Genomic DNA, 17,499 nt, shown 5'->3' with positions numbered 1-17,499 from the left:
TCCCCGTTATACGGGGATATAATTAATGTAACGATGAAAACTTTTCTAAATAGTCAATATTATTAATTATCCAATATTTTTTATTTCTAGGTAGAATTTTTTTATCTAGATTACGCATAAAATCAGTAAATTCACCTTTCCAATCATCTGGAACATACCTTTCAATAGGTACATTTCCCGGATATGGATAACATGCACTTAATTTTTTTGAATCAAAATCAATAAATGCAATTGGAAATATATCATGAGCTTCCCACCAAGAAGATGATTCTTTTATTTTATTTTGTATAACTTCTAATTTTTCATCATCAAGTCTAAAGGGAGAAAGATTTTTAATAAAATCTACTTTATTTTTATCATTAATAACCAGAATACCAAATCTATCATCTGCATTATCTTCAGAACAAGTTATATTTTTATCGATAAAATCTTTATTCCATTTATATCTATCCATTATCCATATTTCTCTATCAGCTTGATACCAAGTAATCAAATTTTTATATTTTATTGCTACAATAACATTATCATCTGATAATAAATCGTTACTTTCTTCTAACATATAAATACCTTAATCTATTTTTTTATTTTACCTGAACCTGGAATTGCATTTTCTTCTAACTATTTTGCCCATACACTAGGAAATTCGTATGAATCAACAGGAGTTGTTGGATCTACTATTTTAGGTGCAAGTCCTTTTTGGTATAATGGATTTATTTTATAATTTCTTTGCTGAATAGCATTTTCTTTAATAAATTCATTGAGCCAATTAGGTATTTCAAATGAAACAGTTTCAATATCTTCACCCCTAATACTTTTAAAATATTCAGCATGCTTTGTATCTCCAATACTGATATTTAAAGTGGTATTTTGACTTATAAAATCTAACAATATTTTTTGAATCAATTTCAAGAAATAATGCATATATCTATATTTTTTTCCTTCTTCATCATTAATAAAAATAATATTTATTGTTTTTTAAAGGAGGAAGGATGTAGATGTTTTTTTAAATGAGTGATGAGGTTTTTCTTGTTTCATTTTATGGCTTCCTGTAAGTAAGAAGATATTCTATTTTTATTAAATAATTTTTTGGTATTGAAATGATAAGATATAAGAATATAATTAGATTATAAAGTTAACAACAGAAACTAATAACAATACGTAAGTTAATGTTGGAAATTATCAGCTCCTAAAAACTGCATGGACTCTTAAAAATAATGAAGCCAGAAGATTCGAGGTTCTTCTAGCTGACTAAAATTATTCAATTTCATAAAAGGTCATACAAAAACCATCTTCATCAAATAAACCTTCATCAGTAATAATAAACTCAAATGTTTTACTAGGGTAAAGACTTTGTAATCTAACTCCCCAAAAATATTTAAGAACCTCACTAAATTCAGTCATTAGTATTTCATCTTCACATGCTTTATCTGCCGCCATTAAAAAAAAATCACTAATGGGAAAAACATTGTTGGCCATTTCTAATGTTTTTTTATCTTTACCGTAACCTTCATAAGGTATAAATTTTTGATTATTATTTTCGCTACGATAAATGGCGCCTTCAATTTCAATAATTTCAGGGCAAAATAAACCTGCACAAGCGAGAATAGATTCCAATCCAACGCAGTTTGCCACAAAATTAGGTAGACTTGCATTTAATGGATAAGATGTAGGAAATCTTCCTATTAATTCATTAGAAACAATACTTTCGTGTATTTTCATATTTATTCCAACAATTTTTTGATTTTGTCTGGTATTACTCTGTTAGCAAATTTAGTATCGCTACCAACATCAGGATAATACTGCCCATTTGGTGCTTTATTCCATTCTGTGATTTTAATTCTTTCTTTACTAATATCTGCTATTCGTCGACCATCAGGGCCAAAAACAATAACATGCCCACCATTTGTTTTTGAATAGGTGTTTGGGGTACCCATTGTTGGTAATTTATTACCACCTCGTCCCCCACCTTTGATTATCTCACCGGATGGCTTCAAGTTTCCAAAATACTCAAGATCTAGAACTTGAGCATTTGAGTCAATCAAGAATCGGGTTTTATTTTCACCTGAAGGGTCATCAGGCTTCGACGTTCCCGCCAATCCAAACGGATCAACCCACCCCGTTGGACAATGCACATACCCATACGGATTAAAGCCACCTAATAATCCGATAGGGTCAGGTGAAATATATTGCCCTGTGTCCTTATCATAGTAGCGAAAGCGATTGTAATACAAGCCACTTTCTTTATCTTCATATTGACCGGCAAACCGAAAATGACATTCGGTGTATTCAGGGTCGTTATCGGCATAATTATCATGAGATTGCCAAAGCGCCATTTGCCCCCAGGTATTTAACCGTCCCGCCCAGCTTACAATCCCTTTTTCGCTAAAGATTTCTCGTGGGGTGCCTTGATGGTCAGTGACGACATAATGCAGTTTTCCACGTTGATAACGGGCTGTGGGAGTGATTTCGCCGGGTTGATAGAGCCACTGAATTTGCGAATCATAAGCGGGAGTACCATCGGCATAAATCGGGGTTTCTTGCACCATTTGGTCGCCAGACTACAGGTAATCAAGTACACCAATACCATTAACCAAACAATTAAAGGTAAGGGATAGTTACTATGACTAAGGCGTATTCTAAGTAAAACCAAGTGATAAATACCTCTCTCTAAAAAATAGAGTGTTATTACACGGTCGGGTATGCCTCGAGTGGGGGTAAAATCGGTTCACCACTCACAATCCACTTAACAGGGCATTGGCTGAAGGAAGTGGGTATTGAAACGGGTTTCACGTCTGCAGTGAGGATATTAAACGGGGGAATTGATATTGGACAGCGAAGACATTCGATCGTTGAAGCAACAGAACCAACAACAGCAAGCACAAGCTGATGGCAGAGTTTATCAGCGGTTAAAGGGTAAACTGAGCGACTCTTGAAAACGAAGAAGCCAGAAGCTCCTTCAATCTTCTGGCTTCTTTTATATTGATAAACTAATTTAGCAATAATAAAAGTAAATAGCGCGAATTAAGCCTCCATCATCTTGACTAATTATTTTTACTCCAAAATCATTAATATCTGCTAATATTCCTTTTACAGGTACATCATCTCTATCAATATAATTATATATTTCATCTTTTTTATTTTTATCGACTACGTATTTATCGGCTAAATATCTAAGGTTTTTTCGTAATTCATCTTCTGTCATATAATTATTCCGGAATAATTGTAACTTTATCGAAAGTTACAGGTAAATTTTTCTCTACAGGTAATAACTGGACTGCACCACCTTTACCATATTGAGGATACGCACTAGTGAATAGTTCAAGTTCAGGTCCTTTACCACCATTAGCAAGAGGAACTTTAACTTGTGGTACCCCATTTTTATAAAGTTGCAATGTATCAAATTCACCCAGTAGTCGAGCATCACTCCAAGATGCAGGATTGCCTTTTTCATAAAATATTTGATAGGCATCACGAGCTTCTTTACCAGAGCCATATTTTGTATAGCCAAAATAGCTCAATGGTGCAGTTTTATTTTCTAATGTAGCGGCACTCCATTCAGATTGGCTATTAAATAATTGGTAAAAATCCTTTAAATACATTTTATTTATTCTCCATGTTTTTTTGAGTACTAAAAATTTTTATTCTTGAATTGTATTAAGTTGTTTTTTATTATTTTATCTAAGTTTTTATTTGTATATGAATGGGATTTCACCTTGTGAAAATATAATAAATAAAGACAAGTTTAAATTATTGATGCTAAATAAATTTCTACAATTTAATTATAATTTTAATTAAAAATAATCTTATATTTTCCACTATAAGTGAGGAGTGATTTTCTCCTTGATTTTATGTGGCTCTTTATAGGTTGAATATAAGTTGAAGCTATCAATTTCATTTGTTTTCTCTATAGAGATAAAGGGGGCGCTCTCGTTGTTATAAAATCCATCAACATTTTTGGAATCAATATCAAGAAATAATACATTATCTATATTTTTGCCTTCTTCATCATTAATAAAAATAATATTTGTTGTTTTTTCTAAGGAAAAATGTAGATATTTTTTAAAAAAAAGTGATGAATTTTTTCTTGTTTCATTTTATGGACTATTGTAAGTAAGAAGGTATTCTATTTTTATTAAATAATTGCTTGGTATTGAATTACTAAGATATATGAATATAATTAGATTATAAAGTTAACAACAGAAACTGATAACAATACGTAAGTTAATGTTGGAAGTTATCAGTTCCTAAAAATTGCATGGACTCTTAAAAATAATGAAGCCAGAAGATTCTAGGTTCTTCTAGCTGACTAAAGTTATTCAACTTCATAAAAGGTCATACAAAATCCTTCTTCGCCATATAAACCATCATCCGTAATAATGAATTCAAATATTTTATTTGGGTATAGGCTTTTTAATCTAATATTCCAGAAATACTTAATAACTTCACTAAATACAGTTATCAGCATATAGTCATCACTAGCTTTATCATTTTCCATCAAAAAAAACTGACTAATTGGAAAAACATTACTTGCCATTTCTAATGTTTTTTTATCTGTTCCATATGAGTCATTTGGGTATACTTTTTGGTCATTATTTTCACTTCGATAAATAACGCCATCTATTTCTATGATTTCGGGGCAAAATAATGCAGAGCAGGCAATAACTGCTTCTAGTCCAACACAATTCGCTACAAAGTTGGTTAAGCTAAGTTCTGTTGGAAAATCAGATGGGAACTGACCAATAAGTTTATTAGACACTATGCTTTTATGTAATTTCATTCTAATCCCCATAATTTTTTTATTTCATTAGGTATTTCTCTACCTGCAAATTTTGTATCACTACCCGTTCGAATAAAATATTGTCCTTTGGGTGAGCGATTCCATTCAACTATTTTTATTCTTTCTTTACTTATATCTGCAATTCGGCGACCATCAGGACCAAAAATAATGATATGTCCACCTGTAGTTTTAGAGTATGTAGCAGGTTCACCCATCATAGGTAACTTGCCTCCACCTCGCCCAGCATCAAGAATTTGCCCATTAAATTTCAAGTTTCTAAAATATTCAATATCTAGAACTTGTCCTTTTGAATCAATCAAGAATCGGGTTTTATCTTCACCTGAAGGGTCATCAGGCTTCGACGTTCCCGCCAATCCAAACGGATCAACCCACCCAGTCGGGCAATGCACGTACCCATACGGATTAAAGCCACCTAATAATCCTATGGGGTCTGGTGAAATATATTGCCCTGTGTCCTTATCATAGTAGCGAAAGCGATTGTAATACAAGCCACTTTCTTTATCTTCATATTGACCGGCAAACCGAAAATGACATTCGGTGTATTCAGGGTCGTTATCGGCATAATTATCATGAGATTGCCAAAGCGCCATTTGCCCCCAGGTATTTAACCGTCCCGCCCAGCTTACAATCCCTTTTTCGCTAAAGATTTCTCGTGGGGTGCCTTGATGGTCAGTGACGACATAATGCAGTTTTCCACGTTGATAACGCGCTGTTGGAGTAATTTCGTCGAGTTGATAGAGCCACTGAATTTGAGCGTCATAAGCGGGTGTGCCATCGGCATAAACTGGCGTCTCTTGCACCATTTGGTCGTCAGACCACAGGTAATCGACACGCTGAACACGTTTATTTTTAAAGGGAGAATTGGGCGGTGAAATAGGGCGATTATCGACCACTTGCTTTCACTGAGGCGCTAGTTGTAAAAAGGCACCTTGTGCATCAGGAGGAATAAACTGATGCTCGGTGATATTGAGATTGCTATCGTACTGAAATTTCTCGCTTTGTCGTTCAAACTGGTTACTGTATTGGGTTTCAACAATTTGGTCGTTGGTGTTATAGCGATATTGTGTACGGTTCCAGCGAACATCGTCGATATTGACCAGATTAAAAGCTTTATCGTATTGATAACCTCGGTGAACATCGGTCGACATCGGGGGTTGAAGCGGATTATCGTGTAGGGATTGTAAAAAGGACTCCGTTCCTCGTCCTGCACGTTGATGTGCTAATAACCCAGTGGCGGTGTAATGGCTCGAGTTAGCAAAACCCGCTTGGCTTTGGCGTAAAAACTCTTGGCCTAAGGCGTTATAACTAAATTGTAAGGGCGCATGTTGATTGACTTGCAGTGAGGTCAGTTCATGGAGTTGACCAAAGGCATAATTAAGTTCACGCTCACCAAAGCGGGTTTGAGATAGGTTCCATTTTTGTTACCAAAATCTTAAACAGCTGTTTGGCATGAATACTAGAAGGTAAAAACTTAAATATAATATACGTAAGGTGATGGTGATATATTAGAGGCTAACGATTTGGTTGAACAATTTTTATCAAATTCTAAAAGAAATTAATCATTTTTTGGATTCCGTATTTTTAAAATAATTAAATACTGTAGTAATTATTTACTATGAAGTCACATTGTTTATATAATGACTTTAATTGAATGTGTTGTACATTAATTTTAGTTATATTATTTTTAATTTCATTTATCTTACTTAGCATAATTAAATCACCATCATTTATCCTATCCCATCCTTCTTCATCAACTAAATCAAAATAGGTAATAAAAATATTTTTTTCATTTGAAGATAAAGGTACTTTATTTTCGTTCTCATATTCATAGTTTATATCATCAAAGAAAACCAGTTTCTCAAGTGGTCTAATTAGTAAAAAACCAATCATTTTCTTGTTTAAAAAGATAAATTCAAAATCATTTTGAGTTTTTATTCTCTCAATATATCCATCCAAACTTATATTAGATAGACATAGCAAATAATCTCCATCTCGACTTAAATATCTAAAGTCGCAAGGTGATACTGAATTAAATTTAATCGGATTTATTATTTCAATAGATGCATATGTAGAATCAAAAGATAGGATAGTATTTAACACATCAGGATTAAAATAGTTATTATCGGGAATGTACAAAAACACATCACTTAATAATTTATCTGATGTATCAAATATATATCCATCATCACCTATATAATGACTACTACCAATATATTCTGGTAAAAGGTAGTTACTTAGCTCATCCGCAAAAATATTATCGGAAATTATAATCTTATCAAACACCCATTTAACTGCTGATTTTATCTTTTTTGAGGAAGTTAAATTTATTTCGATTTTTCCCCCATCAGTGTTTATGTAATACATATTTTATATTATCACTCAATTTTCCAAATGGATTCAGCTTTAGGAACAGTACCTGATTTACTTGGTATTGTTCCAGACACTATACTTTCTGAAGTAACAATACCACCTCTTGGGGTATTTGGTACACTACCTAAAGGTACTCTTCCTTCACTCCCCAAGGGACCATAATTAGTTACCACCCAGCCCTTTTCAGATCCTTTAGTTCCTACGATGACGACATTCTCTCCATCATGAAAAATTAACCTAGGATTTTTCCCCCCCACTTCTGAAGATTTCTTTAGGATTATTAATTATATTTTCGATATCTTTCGAATTTTCAAAATGGCCATGCCTCACTCTTGTATGAAGCTTTCCTGTAGCTATTTTATCAATTAATCCCTCAATTACTTTTTTTTCATCAGCATTAAGTGCATAAATATACAGACAACCCGCCAACCCTAACGGATCAACCCACCCAGTTGGACAATGCACATACCCATACGGATTAAAGCCACCTAATAATCCGATAGGGTCAGGTGAAATATATTGCCCAGTGTCCTTATCATAGTAGCGAAAGCGATTGTAATACAAGCCACTTTCTTTATCTTCATATTGTCCGGCAAATCGAAAATGACATTCGGTATATTCAGGGTCGTTATCGGCATAATTATCATGAGATTGCCAAAACGCCATTTGTCCCCAGGTATTTAACCGTCCCGCCCAACTGACAATCCCTTTTTCGCTAAAGATTTCTCGTGGGGTGCCTTGATGGTCAGTGACCACATAATGCAATTTTCCGCATTGATAACGGGCTGTGGGAGTGATTTCATTGGGCTGGTAGAGCCACTGAATTTGCGGATCATAAGCGGGCGTACCATCGGCATAAATCGGAGTTTCTTGCACCATCTGGTTGCCCGACCACAGGTAATCAACACGCTGAACACGTTTATCTTTAAAGGGCGAGCTTAAAGGTGGTATAGGGCGATTATCGACCACTTTACTTTTACTGAGGCGTCGCCCAAAGGCGTCGTAAGTGTAACGCCAGCATTCCCCTTCAGGGTTAAAACAGGCAATAAGTTGATTAAGCGTATTCCATTGGTAATACCACGTTTTTGTTCGAAAACCGTGTTGGTGAACTACTTTTTGTATTAATAGATCGTAATCAAATTTAGATGTGAGCTATGTTTTTACGGTGAAGTTTTTAAATGATTGTTTTGTATTGATACTCAATAGTGAAGATTGAATAGCCATTAAGTAACAAAACTAGCAACAGTAGTGGTAACAGAGTGCGACTATGTTGTGATTGTAGGAGCGAGTTATTGAGTAATATATAGGTATTTACTTGCTTTGATTTTTAAATATACATCAAAGCAGGCAACTTTATGATTTAAGTTATAGTTCTTATTATATCAAGTTCTATAGCATATCAGGGATATAAACTTCTTCATCGTCCTCTGCTACAGCGATAAAAATCATATTTGGTTCAAAGGAATCAGGAACATTTAATTTAGCAGAGATTAACCATCCTGATTTTTTATTATGTTCAAAATTCAATTTTGTATCATAGTTAATATCTAATGTTTTAGTATCATATGATATTTTATTTCGAGCTAATGTATCTCTAGCTATTTGAATAGCATCATTATTATTACGCTTTTTAATAAGCATTAGTTTATTGCTCCTCTAAAATATTTGCTCTTAAGGTATCTCATATAACCACTGGCATGTTTAAGCTCTGCTGAAGAAAATATTGTTCTATTTCCTATAATCGTGTTAAACACATGAGATTCTCTTGCATAAGTGCCCAAAGCGATATAGGCCTCTTTACCAATAGCTGCGTATTGCTTTGCATGTGTCATTTCATGGAACACTTCATAACGCGTTGCACCTCTTTTCACGTAAACGGTTCCTGTTGTATAATCAAACCCGCCTCGAGCTTGAGGTGGTAAGTGTTTATTGGCATTTCTCACGAAATTTATACCTAATTCGTTCAATTCATTCCGGATATCTATTAGCTCTCGTCTAGAAAGTCTAGGGCCATTTAAATATCCAGTATGTCCACTAACGGGCCTTCCATCTCCAATATGGTCTATTGTTGATGTTCCACTTAACCCAAACGGATCAACCCACCCAGTCGGACAATGTACGTACCCATACGGATTAAAGCCCCCTAATAATCCGATAGGGTCAGGCGAAATATATTGCCCCGTATCCTTATCATAGTAGCGAAAGCGATTGTAATACAAGCCACTTTCTTTATCTTCATATTGACCGGCAAAACGAAAATGACATTCAGTGTATTCTGGGTCGTTATCAGCATAATCATCGTGAGATTGCCAAAACGCCATTTGCCCCCAGGTATTTAACCGTCCTGCCCAGCTAACAATGCCTTTTTCGCTAAAAATTTCGCGTGCTGTACCTTGATAGTCAGTGACGACATAATGCAGTTTTCCACGTTGATAACGTGCTGTTGGGGTGATTTCATTGGGTTGGTAGAGCCACTGAATTTGCGGATCATAAGCCGGTGTGCCATCGACATAAATCGGAGTTTCCTGCACCATCTGGTCACCAGACCAAAGGTAATTGACACGTTGAATTCGTTTATCTTTAAAGGGCGAATTGGGCGGTGTAATAGGGCGATTATCGAACACCTTACTTTTACTGAGACGTCGCCCAAAAGCATTGTAAGTGTAACGCCATAATTCCCCTTCAGGATTAAAACAGGCAATGAATTGATTAAGCGAACTCCATTGGTAATACCACGTTTTTGCTCGAAAACCGTGTTGATGAACCACTTTTTGTATTAATCGACCATTAATGTCGTAGTGATAATCTTGATAACCTTTGGCGGTAATACAGTCTTTTTATTGCAGCTATCCAATAATCCAATTGCAGTGTAATAGCTAAAATTAGAAAAATAGGTTTGGCTTTGGCGTAAAATTCTTGTCTGTTTATCTGCTCATAATAGAGTTGCCATAAATGGTTCTAACGATATCGAACTTCATGTTCTATAAAACGCACATTCACGAATGATTAAGTTTTATTATTAGTATTATAAAAATTTATTCATGTAGTAGGTTGTCACTCAAAATTTTTGAGTAACATATGGACTTGGGTATAACCATATATGAAAAGTTAATTTTATTTTTACATATAATTAGAGTAACCGAGTTCTTAGTTTTTTAGTGAGTTCTTTAATATATTCAATATCACCAAGATATAAGTAACCATCTCCATGGTCAGGTAGTGATAAGGTATTGTTTATAACGCTATTTAAAATTAATAGTTTTGATTTTTTCATTTGAGTCTCATATATAAAATCAATACCTTTTTCTTTGTCAAGATCACTTTTTTTGATAAATGTCTCTATACTTTTAATTGCCTCTTTTTTGTTTTTATATTTTTTTTTAAATTCAATGTTGAAATCTAAATCTCCAATAATAGAAAATTCAATAGATGCTATATTGTCATCAAGATATATTGTTCTCTCAACTAAAGGGAGGGTTTTTAACTCTCTATTATCTATTATTTCTTTCATTTTTCACTTTTCCTTTCTATGGAACTATTATTATTCCTGCTTTGGTGCCATTTTTAAATAAAATATTATAATGAGGATTTAAATCATGCAGTTTATTACTCGATTCATGTACAACATCAGACAATGGATTTCTTATATTATATAAATCACCTCGATAAGTACCAACTGGTTGTTTCCATACATCACCAAATACTGTTCCACGATATAATTCACCTGATTTAGCGGGGAATAAATCTATATGAGGGCGAAGCTCTGGCATGTTATCTAATAATTGTCTTGCTTCTTCGACATTTCTAACTGTAACATCCTTACCTTCTCTAAGATTGGAAATATTTTTCCGTTGTGCTGAATTAAGTTTGAGTAGCTTATCACAATCCTCACCCGCCAACCCAAACGGATCAACCCACCCAGTCGGACAATGTACGTACCCATACGGATTAAAGCCACCTAATAATCCGATAGGGTCTGGTGAAATATATTGCCCTGTGTCCTTATCATAGTAGCGAAAGCGATTGTAATACAAGCCACTTTATTTATCTTCATATTGTCCGGCAAACCGAAAATGACATTCGGTATATTCGGGGGCGTTATCTGCATAATCATCATGGGATTGCCAAAACGTCATTTGTCCCCAGGTATTTAAACGTCCAGCCTAACTAACAATCCCTTTTTCGCTAAAGATTTCGCGCGGTGTACCTTGATGGTCGGTGACGACATAATGCAATTTTCTACGTTGATAACGCGCTGTTGGAGTAATTTCGTCGGGTTGATAAAGCCACTGAATTTGCGGATCATAAGCAGGTGTGCCATCAGCATAAACTGGCGTTTCTTGCACCATTTGGTCGCTAGACCACAGGTAATCAAGCACACCAACACCATTAACCAAACAATTAAAGGTAAAGGATAGTTACCACGGTTAAGACGAATTCTAAGTAAAACCGAGTGATAAATACCTCTCTCCAAAAAAACAGAGTGTTATTACACCATGGGCTATGCTCTGAGTGGCAGCAAAACCAGCCCACTGCCGGCAATCCACTTAACAGGATATTGATTAAAAGATGCAGTCTTTGAGACGGGTTTCACGTCTGCAGTGAAAATTTTAAACGGCTGTTTGGTATTAATCCCGGACAGCGAGGATATCCGGACGATTAAGCAGCAAAATCAGCAGCAACAAGCCCAGATCGCCGCATTTAAGCTTAAAGTTAAGGCGCTGATCGGGGAGTGATGTGGTGATTTACCTGCTTTGGTGTGCTGTTTTAGCCAAAGCAGGTGATTATATAATTTGAGTTATAAGGATGGCTATTAGGATTTTTATGCCGTTTGCACGAAGAAAAGACCTTCTATATTATTTCCTTCATTTTTAATAAATAAGTATCCTATGGCATCAGACAATCCCAATACATCTTTAAAGGGATAAGGAAAGTCAGCGGAATAGACCTGGCAGACAAAATGATAATTATTAAAAACCTCATCCACACAGGTTAAACCATTGGGAATATGTTTTGAGAAAAATGATATCATTGGATACTCTTCACTATCAATTCTCGTATTTAATAAATCAACTTTAGTTTCAGGTATAAAATTTTCATTACTTTCACTTAAACTACCAGTCAATGAATAAGATACAAAAGTGAAGCCTGACCGAATCAAATTCAAATCATCTTCATCACCAAAGTATGTTATTTCATCAAGAAAGTAATCACTGCTAGAATATGTTGAAAATATAGACAAATAACCGGTTTTTGGCAAAACACCATCAGCGACCTGAGGAGCTACCTTTTCACAATCTATAGAAAAAAGATGCAATAGCTCCTTTCCGTTTGGATTAACAGGCCATTCAGACACATATCCTTTATTGCCCCCTATAATTAAGCCTGAGTCTATATCTTTGTTATCACTTACAATAAATTGAGTAATTTCATACATGATATATATTCCTATTTACAACCTTTTGCTTTTGCAGCAGCTTGTTGTTTATAAAATTTCAATGCATCTCGTCTTAATTGTTTAACTCGACTAGCAGGAACACCAGCTTTTCTTAAACCACCTGATGTTATATCTAATTCACGTTTTAATGTTGATGCAAACTCATTTCTACCCAGACCTTGATTCGCTCTAATTTCAGCCTCATGCCAATGAGCACCGCCAATACCTCGAGTATCCTTCAACGGGCCTCTGGTATGATGATCCAAATCTAAAGCTATAGATGGATTTCCAGATAAACGTGATGTGTTTGCAAGACCTTGCTGTTTTAAATATTCGTGTCTCAATAATTCGTGAGCTTGTAATTGATCCCGCACATGTGAAGGGCCATTTAACTCACCATAGGTGCCTAATGCAAATAGCTTAGCCCAACCCCACGGATCAACCCACATCAGCGCATACTGATACAGATTCAGCCCGCCCATCAGCCCTATCGGATCATGCTGGGTAAATCGACCAATATCAGGATCATAATAGCGAAAGGTATTGTAGTGTAAACCTGAATACTCGTATCATCCTGATACTCGCCCTACGGGCCAGCGTAAATGCTGTTCAAATTTGTTCCCGACAAATTTGTCTCTATCGAGATATTGCCCCTGAAAACGTAAGTTTTGATCACGATTTTGAGGTAAACGTTGTTGTGCCTGTGGTAGTTGTAGTGCAGGAAGATATTCGACAGTTTTATGTAAACGACGCCCTAATGGGTCGTAATCAAATTGGACAAAACATCGTTTTTCTTCTGGATTAACAGGATGATGAAGTACGGTTTTTAAACGGTGCTCAGCATTATAGGAATAAGTCCAAGAGCCAGTATCGGTGCGTTTCTCAATCGTCCTACCATAAATATCATATTGATAATACTTCCAACCATAAGGTACTGTTTCTTATTGTGTGGTGATTAAATTATGGCGTAAGTCATAATCCCAACGGGTTTCATTGATAGGGCGCATATATTGCCCCTGATGATATTGAGCTTATAGTAAATTTTGCCACTTAAAGTGTGTTCTATACCAGCAACTTTATATGTACACTAGAGAAAGATGGATGTAATGAATTGGTATATCTATATTGTTTATATGTTAATGTAGATAATTCAAATAATAACCTCAATCTATTTTGTATAGTTATTATTTATTGTTTTTTAGTAGTTCCCATCCGTTTTTTATCTTAATAATTTCTTCTAATAAGTTATCTTCATCAAAATCATATTCATCTCTGATTTCTGGATCTGAACAATAAAGATCAACAGTTGTAAAAACACGATTAATATATGTTTTTGTATTATTATCAATTTCATTTTGAGCATTAAAGTCTCTATAAATTCTCCACATAACAATATAATTATCTTCAAACTTAGTTGCTGATATGTTACCAGAGATTAAATTATCAATTAGTTCTAATAATTCAGTTGTAACTTTTTTAGAACACATTTCCTTTCTCCAATAAATCAGTTGTTTGTTTTTCTGATAATTTCCATCTAGATATAAAACTCCCATCCATATCGATCATAACATTAAGATTAGTTTCTAGATTAAAATAATGATAAACATCTTGAACCCATCTATATTGTCTCTTTATTTTTATTGTGCTAGATAAGCTCATATGATTTTTCATCGCAATTTCAAATTTGGCTATATTTATCTTATTAGTATTATCTGTAACACCAAGATTAATGGCATGTTTAAAATTCTTTTGTAATTGTTTTGAATCAAAAATATAAGGACTACCCGCCAACCCAAACGGATCTACCCAACCCGTTGGACAATGCACATACCCATACGGATTAAAGCCACCTAATAATCCGATAGGGTCTGGCGAAATATATTGCCCAGTGTCCTTATCATAGTAGCGAAAGCGATTGTAATACAAGCCACTTTCTTTATCTTCATATTGACCGGCAAACCGAAAATGGCATTCAGTGTATTCAGGGTCGTTATCGGCATAATTATCATGAGATTGCCAAAATGCCATTTGTCCCCAGGTATTTAACCGTCCTGCCCAACTAACAATGCCTTTTTCGCTAAAGATTTCTCGTGGTGTGCCTTGATGGTCAGTGACGACATAATGCAGTTTTCCACGTTGATAACGGGCTGTTGGGGTAATTTCGCCGGGTTGATAAAGCCACTGAATTTGCGAATCATAAGCTGGTGTGCCATCGGCATAAATCGGGGTTTCTTGCACCATCTGGTCGCCAGAACATAGGTAATCAAGTACAACTAGGGGTAGTTACTATGATTAAGATGCATTCTAAGTAAAATTGAGTGGTAAATACTCCTTCCTCAAAAACGGAGTGTTTTACATGATGGGATATGCCCAGAGTGGGAGTAAAATCGGTTCACTACTCACAATCCACTGAACAGGGCATTAGTTAAAGGGCACAGGTTTTGAGGCCAGTTTCACGTTCACAGTGAAGATTTTAAACGATAGTTTGGTATTGATGCCTGACAGCGAAGACATTCGAGCGATAAAGCAACAGAATCAACAACAGCAAGCGCAACCGAGCACAATATGGCACACGAGGCGTGAGCTAATGGCTGATTATCTTAGCGGCTAAAGACTGTAAACTGAACAGCTCTTAATAATGAGTAAGTCAGAATTATTGAAATATCTGGCTTGCTTATATTTTTCTCTTCATTAGAACAAGATTTTTTCTGAACTCATTATTTGAGAGTTCACCTAATGAAATGAGTATATCTTTTTCATTTATTATGGTTTTATGTGTGTAAGATTCATAATCCTCATTAAATGTCAAAAAGTACCACTCATTTAAATTTTTGTTTATCATTTTCAAAAAATTAATAATGGTATTAATATCTTTAGAAGTATTTTTTAATTCTAATTTATATGAATAAAAGTCATTTAAATTCAATGTCTTACTAAAGATATAATCAATAACAAAACCCTCGCACTCATACTGGGTTAATGTAATTAAAGTTTCCCATTTAAATACTTTTGGCTCCTGAGAGAAAGATTGTTCTCCCCAATAAACTAATTCTTCATTTAAATTTAACTCTTTTAGATTTAAACTTTTTTTAAGTAAAATAGAAAAATATATTTCCATAATTATCTCTGCTAATAATTAGTTATGTTTTAGTGGGTAATAAGGTACTTGATTCTGTCGCTTCCACCCAAATTTATCTTCATATAAAAACATATGCTGATGTGGATTCGTATGAAATTGAGGGGAACCGTGATCGCCCCAATGTACTTCACTGAACGGGACTGGCTTACCATTTGCTGTCGGCCAAGTTGATGATGGGAAGGTGGCTGATTGTCTATATAACTGACCATTTTCGCTACTTATTTTCCCACCTAAAACAGTATGAGCTCTACCTTCCGCCATAGGATCTGGTAAAGGAATATCTTGCCCATTGACCCTTTGCTTATCTAAAGGTGTTGGTCTGCCATTTGCATCACGAGGAATATAATGTTTATCTACAGGGCTAATATTCTCATTATCAAGCTTCGACGTCCCTGACAACCCTAACGGATCTACCCATCCTGTCGGACAATGTACATACCCGTACGGATTAAAGCCTCCTAATAATCCTATGGGGTCTGGTGAAATATATTGTCCCGTATCCTTATCATAGTAGCGAAAGCGATTGTAATACAAGCCACTTTCTTTATCTTCATATTGTCCCGAAAAACGAAAATGACATTCGGTATATTCAGGGTCGTTATCGGCATAATCATCATGAGATTGCCAAAATGCCATTTGTCCCCAGGTATTTAACCGACCTGCCCAGCTGACAATGCCTTTTTCGCTAAAGATTTCGCGTGGTGTGCCTTGATGGTCAGTGACGACATAATGCAGTTTTCCACGTTGATAACGGGCTGTTGGAGTAATTTCGCCGGGTTGATAAAGCCACTGAATTTGCGAATCATAAGCCGGTGTACCATCAGCGTAAATCGGGGTTTCTTGCACCATCTGGTCGCCAGAGCACAGGTAATCAAGTACAACTAGGGGTAGTTACTATGATTAAGATGCATTCTAAGCAAAATTGAGTGGTAAATACTCTTTCCTCAAAAAACGGAGTGTTTTACATGATGGGATATGCCCAGAGTGGGAGTAAAATCGGTTTACTACTCACAATCCACTGAACAGGGCATTAGTTAAAGGGCACAGGTTTTGAGTTCGGTTTCACGTTCACAGTGAAGATATTAAACGGCTGTTTGGTATTGATTCCCAACAGCGAAGACATTCGAGGGATAAAGCTGCAAAACCAACAACAGCAAGCCCGCCATACGGTACACCATGCACGAGCTGATGGCAGAGTATATCAGCGCCTAAAGGGTAAACGGAGCGACTCTTAACAACGAAGAAGCCAGAAGATTAGATGATCTTCTGGCTTATAGATAGGCAATTTTACTTCTTTTTTCTTATTTTTTTGTAATTGTAATCAGCATCAATCAAAGCTGAGATAAGACCTGTCTCATCAGGCCAATCCATGATAAATCTAGGATATGATGGTTTGTATTCTTGAGGATCCATCACTCTTATCATTTCAGTTAATTCACTTTTCACCTTGTTCAATACATCAATAGACAAAGGTGCATTTTTTCCATTTCTATGCAATTCAATTGCATCTTCAACAGACTGAAGGGGGGGCGTCAAAAATGTGTTATTTAATGTTTTCATTTCATTAGAGATCCATATTTCCATGGTTCGAGTATAAACAATTGTTCAGCCCCTCCACCATACTGAGAACCATACTCATATTGTGGCGCTGCCTTTCCTTTAATAACAGTTGTTCCAGGTTTTATCTGAAATTGTTGGATTCCTGTCATTTCATTCCAAGCAGGGGGTAATGCCAAACCACTTCTATTAGTTTGG

The 17,499-nt window shown here is 35.4% G+C and carries 17 protein-coding genes and 7 pseudogenes; 1 reads left to right on the top strand and 23 read right to left on the bottom strand.

Annotation, left to right across the window (positions count from 1 at the left end):
- Positions 1-22 precede the first annotated feature (22 nt).
- From LW139_RS15645 to LW139_RS15630, 4 genes and pseudogenes are all read right to left on the bottom strand, one after another.
- Positions 23-559, bottom strand: coding sequence for a hypothetical protein (locus LW139_RS15645; RefSeq protein WP_166540402.1), 537 nt, complete (start codon positions 557-559; stop codon positions 23-25).
- A gap of 59 nt (positions 560-618) precedes the next feature.
- Positions 619-921, bottom strand: coding sequence for a hypothetical protein (locus LW139_RS15640; RefSeq protein ID WP_247850194.1), 303 nt, complete (start codon positions 919-921; stop codon positions 619-621).
- A 333-nt stretch (positions 922-1,254) separates the two neighbouring features.
- Complete coding sequence (locus tag LW139_RS15635) at positions 1,255-1,719, bottom strand: hypothetical protein (RefSeq protein ID WP_210813966.1); 465 nt, start codon at positions 1,717-1,719, stop codon at positions 1,255-1,257.
- Positions 1,720-2,090: 371 nt separating this feature from the next.
- Positions 2,091-2,558: pseudogene (locus LW139_RS15630) on the bottom strand (RHS repeat-associated core domain-containing protein); the annotation flags it as partial.
- Between the two features lie 116 nt (positions 2,559-2,674).
- Between LW139_RS15630 and LW139_RS20660 the strand changes: the two are divergent.
- A pseudogene (locus LW139_RS20660) lies at positions 2,675-2,761 on the top strand (SymE family type I addiction module toxin); the annotation flags it as partial.
- Between the two features lie 231 nt (positions 2,762-2,992).
- On the opposite strand, the gene LW139_RS15625 reads toward LW139_RS20660, so the two are convergent.
- The 19 genes and pseudogenes from LW139_RS15625 to LW139_RS15515 all read right to left on the bottom strand — a co-directional run bounded on the left by LW139_RS15625 (position 2,993) and on the right by LW139_RS15515 (position 17,304).
- Positions 2,993-3,202 carry a hypothetical protein gene (locus tag LW139_RS15625; protein WP_210813820.1) on the bottom strand — a complete coding sequence of 70 codons (210 nt, stop codon included), beginning with the start codon at positions 3,200-3,202 and terminating at the stop codon, positions 2,993-2,995.
- Between the two features lie 4 nt (positions 3,203-3,206).
- Complete coding sequence (locus tag LW139_RS15620) at positions 3,207-3,599, bottom strand: hypothetical protein (RefSeq protein WP_247850193.1); 393 nt, start codon at positions 3,597-3,599, stop codon at positions 3,207-3,209.
- A 713-nt stretch (positions 3,600-4,312) separates the two neighbouring features.
- On the bottom strand, positions 4,313-4,777 hold the full coding sequence (locus LW139_RS15615) for a hypothetical protein (protein WP_165122666.1): 465 nt from the start codon (positions 4,775-4,777) through the stop codon (positions 4,313-4,315).
- The gene (locus LW139_RS15610) at positions 4,774-5,691 is read right to left on the bottom strand and encodes an RHS repeat-associated core domain-containing protein (RefSeq protein ID WP_247850192.1); all 918 of its coding nucleotides are present in this window, start codon (positions 5,689-5,691) and stop codon (positions 4,774-4,776) included. Before LW139_RS15610 ends, LW139_RS15615 begins: the two co-directional genes overlap by 4 nt.
- A gap of 6 nt (positions 5,692-5,697) precedes the next feature.
- Complete coding sequence (locus LW139_RS15605; protein ID WP_247850191.1) at positions 5,698-5,946, bottom strand: hypothetical protein; 249 nt, start codon at positions 5,944-5,946, stop codon at positions 5,698-5,700.
- A gap of 442 nt (positions 5,947-6,388) precedes the next feature.
- Entirely contained in the window at positions 6,389-7,162 is a 774-nt protein-coding gene (locus tag LW139_RS15600; protein ID WP_247850190.1) for a hypothetical protein, read from the bottom strand.
- A gap of 243 nt (positions 7,163-7,405) precedes the next feature.
- The gene (locus tag LW139_RS15595) at positions 7,406-8,137 is read right to left on the bottom strand and encodes an RHS repeat domain-containing protein (RefSeq protein ID WP_247850189.1); all 732 of its coding nucleotides are present in this window, start codon (positions 8,135-8,137) and stop codon (positions 7,406-7,408) included.
- Between the two features lie 420 nt (positions 8,138-8,557).
- Positions 8,558-8,809, bottom strand: coding sequence for a hypothetical protein (locus LW139_RS15585; protein WP_247850188.1), 252 nt, complete (start codon positions 8,807-8,809; stop codon positions 8,558-8,560).
- The gene (locus LW139_RS20605; RefSeq protein ID WP_282186880.1) at positions 8,809-9,936 is read right to left on the bottom strand and encodes a zincin-like metallopeptidase toxin domain-containing protein; all 1,128 of its coding nucleotides are present in this window, start codon (positions 9,934-9,936) and stop codon (positions 8,809-8,811) included. Before LW139_RS20605 ends, LW139_RS15585 begins: the two co-directional genes overlap by 1 nt.
- A 362-nt stretch (positions 9,937-10,298) precedes the next feature.
- Positions 10,299-10,679: a hypothetical protein gene (locus LW139_RS15570; protein ID WP_166540420.1), complete on the bottom strand. Its 381-nt coding sequence runs from the start codon at positions 10,677-10,679 to the stop codon at positions 10,299-10,301.
- Between the two features lie 16 nt (positions 10,680-10,695).
- A pseudogene (locus LW139_RS20775) lies at positions 10,696-11,538 on the bottom strand (RHS repeat-associated core domain-containing protein); the annotation flags it as partial.
- A 452-nt stretch (positions 11,539-11,990) separates the two neighbouring features.
- Entirely contained in the window at positions 11,991-12,605 is a 615-nt protein-coding gene (locus LW139_RS15555) for a DUF1963 domain-containing protein (RefSeq protein ID WP_247850186.1), read from the bottom strand.
- A gap of 11 nt (positions 12,606-12,616) precedes the next feature.
- Positions 12,617-13,165, bottom strand: a pseudogene (locus LW139_RS15550) (RHS repeat-associated core domain-containing protein); the annotation flags it as partial.
- A 624-nt stretch (positions 13,166-13,789) separates the two neighbouring features.
- Positions 13,790-14,092, bottom strand: a complete 303-nt coding sequence (locus LW139_RS15540) for a colicin immunity domain-containing protein (protein WP_247850185.1) — start codon at positions 14,090-14,092, stop codon at positions 13,790-13,792.
- Positions 14,082-14,303 (bottom strand): annotated as a pseudogene (locus LW139_RS15535) (colicin D domain-containing protein); the annotation flags it as partial. The pseudogene LW139_RS15535 and the gene LW139_RS15540, both read right to left, overlap by 11 nt.
- Before the next feature lie 78 nt (positions 14,304-14,381).
- Positions 14,382-14,867 (bottom strand): annotated as a pseudogene (locus LW139_RS15530) (RHS repeat-associated core domain-containing protein); the annotation flags it as partial.
- Between the two features lie 412 nt (positions 14,868-15,279).
- A complete protein-coding gene (locus tag LW139_RS15525; RefSeq protein WP_166540396.1) occupies positions 15,280-15,723 on the bottom strand; it encodes a hypothetical protein in 444 nt (147 codons plus the stop codon).
- Positions 15,724-16,137: 414 nt separating this feature from the next.
- A pseudogene (locus LW139_RS15520) lies at positions 16,138-16,614 on the bottom strand (RHS repeat-associated core domain-containing protein); the annotation flags it as partial.
- A 417-nt stretch (positions 16,615-17,031) separates the two neighbouring features.
- A complete protein-coding gene (locus tag LW139_RS15515) occupies positions 17,032-17,304 on the bottom strand; it encodes a hypothetical protein (protein WP_210813599.1) in 273 nt (90 codons plus the stop codon).
- Positions 17,305-17,499: the final 195 nt, after the last annotated feature.

The sequence above is a fragment of the Proteus vulgaris genome, assembly GCF_023100685.1.
GTDB lineage: Bacteria > Pseudomonadota > Gammaproteobacteria > Enterobacterales > Enterobacteriaceae > Proteus.
This window is presented reverse-complemented; position numbering and strand designations above follow the sequence as displayed.

Coding starts and splice junctions, on each gene's coding strand:
- LW139_RS15635 (WP_210813966.1), bottom strand. CDS start 1,719: ATGAAAATACACGAAAGTATTGTTTCTAATGAATTAATAGGAAGATTT.
- LW139_RS15625 (WP_210813820.1), bottom strand. CDS start 3,202: ATGACAGAAGATGAATTACGAAAAAACCTTAGATATTTAGCCGATAAA.
- LW139_RS15570 (WP_166540420.1), bottom strand. CDS start 10,679: ATGAAAGAAATAATAGATAATAGAGAGTTAAAAACCCTCCCTTTAGTT.
- LW139_RS15540 (WP_247850185.1), bottom strand. CDS start 14,092: ATGTGTTCTAAAAAAGTTACAACTGAATTATTAGAACTAATTGATAAT.
- LW139_RS15615 (WP_165122666.1), bottom strand. CDS start 4,777: ATGAAATTACATAAAAGCATAGTGTCTAATAAACTTATTGGTCAGTTC.
- LW139_RS15525 (WP_166540396.1), bottom strand. CDS start 15,723: ATGGAAATATATTTTTCTATTTTACTTAAAAAAAGTTTAAATCTAAAA.
- LW139_RS15600 (WP_247850190.1), bottom strand. CDS start 7,162: ATGTATTACATAAACACTGATGGGGGAAAAATCGAAATAAATTTAACT.
- LW139_RS15555 (WP_247850186.1), bottom strand. CDS start 12,605: ATGTATGAAATTACTCAATTTATTGTAAGTGATAACAAAGATATAGAC.
- LW139_RS15620 (WP_247850193.1), bottom strand. CDS start 3,599: ATGTATTTAAAGGATTTTTACCAATTATTTAATAGCCAATCTGAATGG.
- LW139_RS15605 (WP_247850191.1), bottom strand. CDS start 5,946: ATGTCGACCGATGTTCACCGAGGTTATCAATACGATAAAGCTTTTAAT.
- LW139_RS15515 (WP_210813599.1), bottom strand. CDS start 17,304: ATGAAAACATTAAATAACACATTTTTGACGCCCCCCCTTCAGTCTGTT.
- LW139_RS15640 (WP_247850194.1), bottom strand. CDS start 921: ATGCATTATTTCTTGAAATTGATTCAAAAAATATTGTTAGATTTTATA.
- LW139_RS15585 (WP_247850188.1), bottom strand. CDS start 8,809: ATGCTTATTAAAAAGCGTAATAATAATGATGCTATTCAAATAGCTAGA.
- LW139_RS15645 (WP_166540402.1), bottom strand. CDS start 559: ATGTTAGAAGAAAGTAACGATTTATTATCAGATGATAATGTTATTGTA.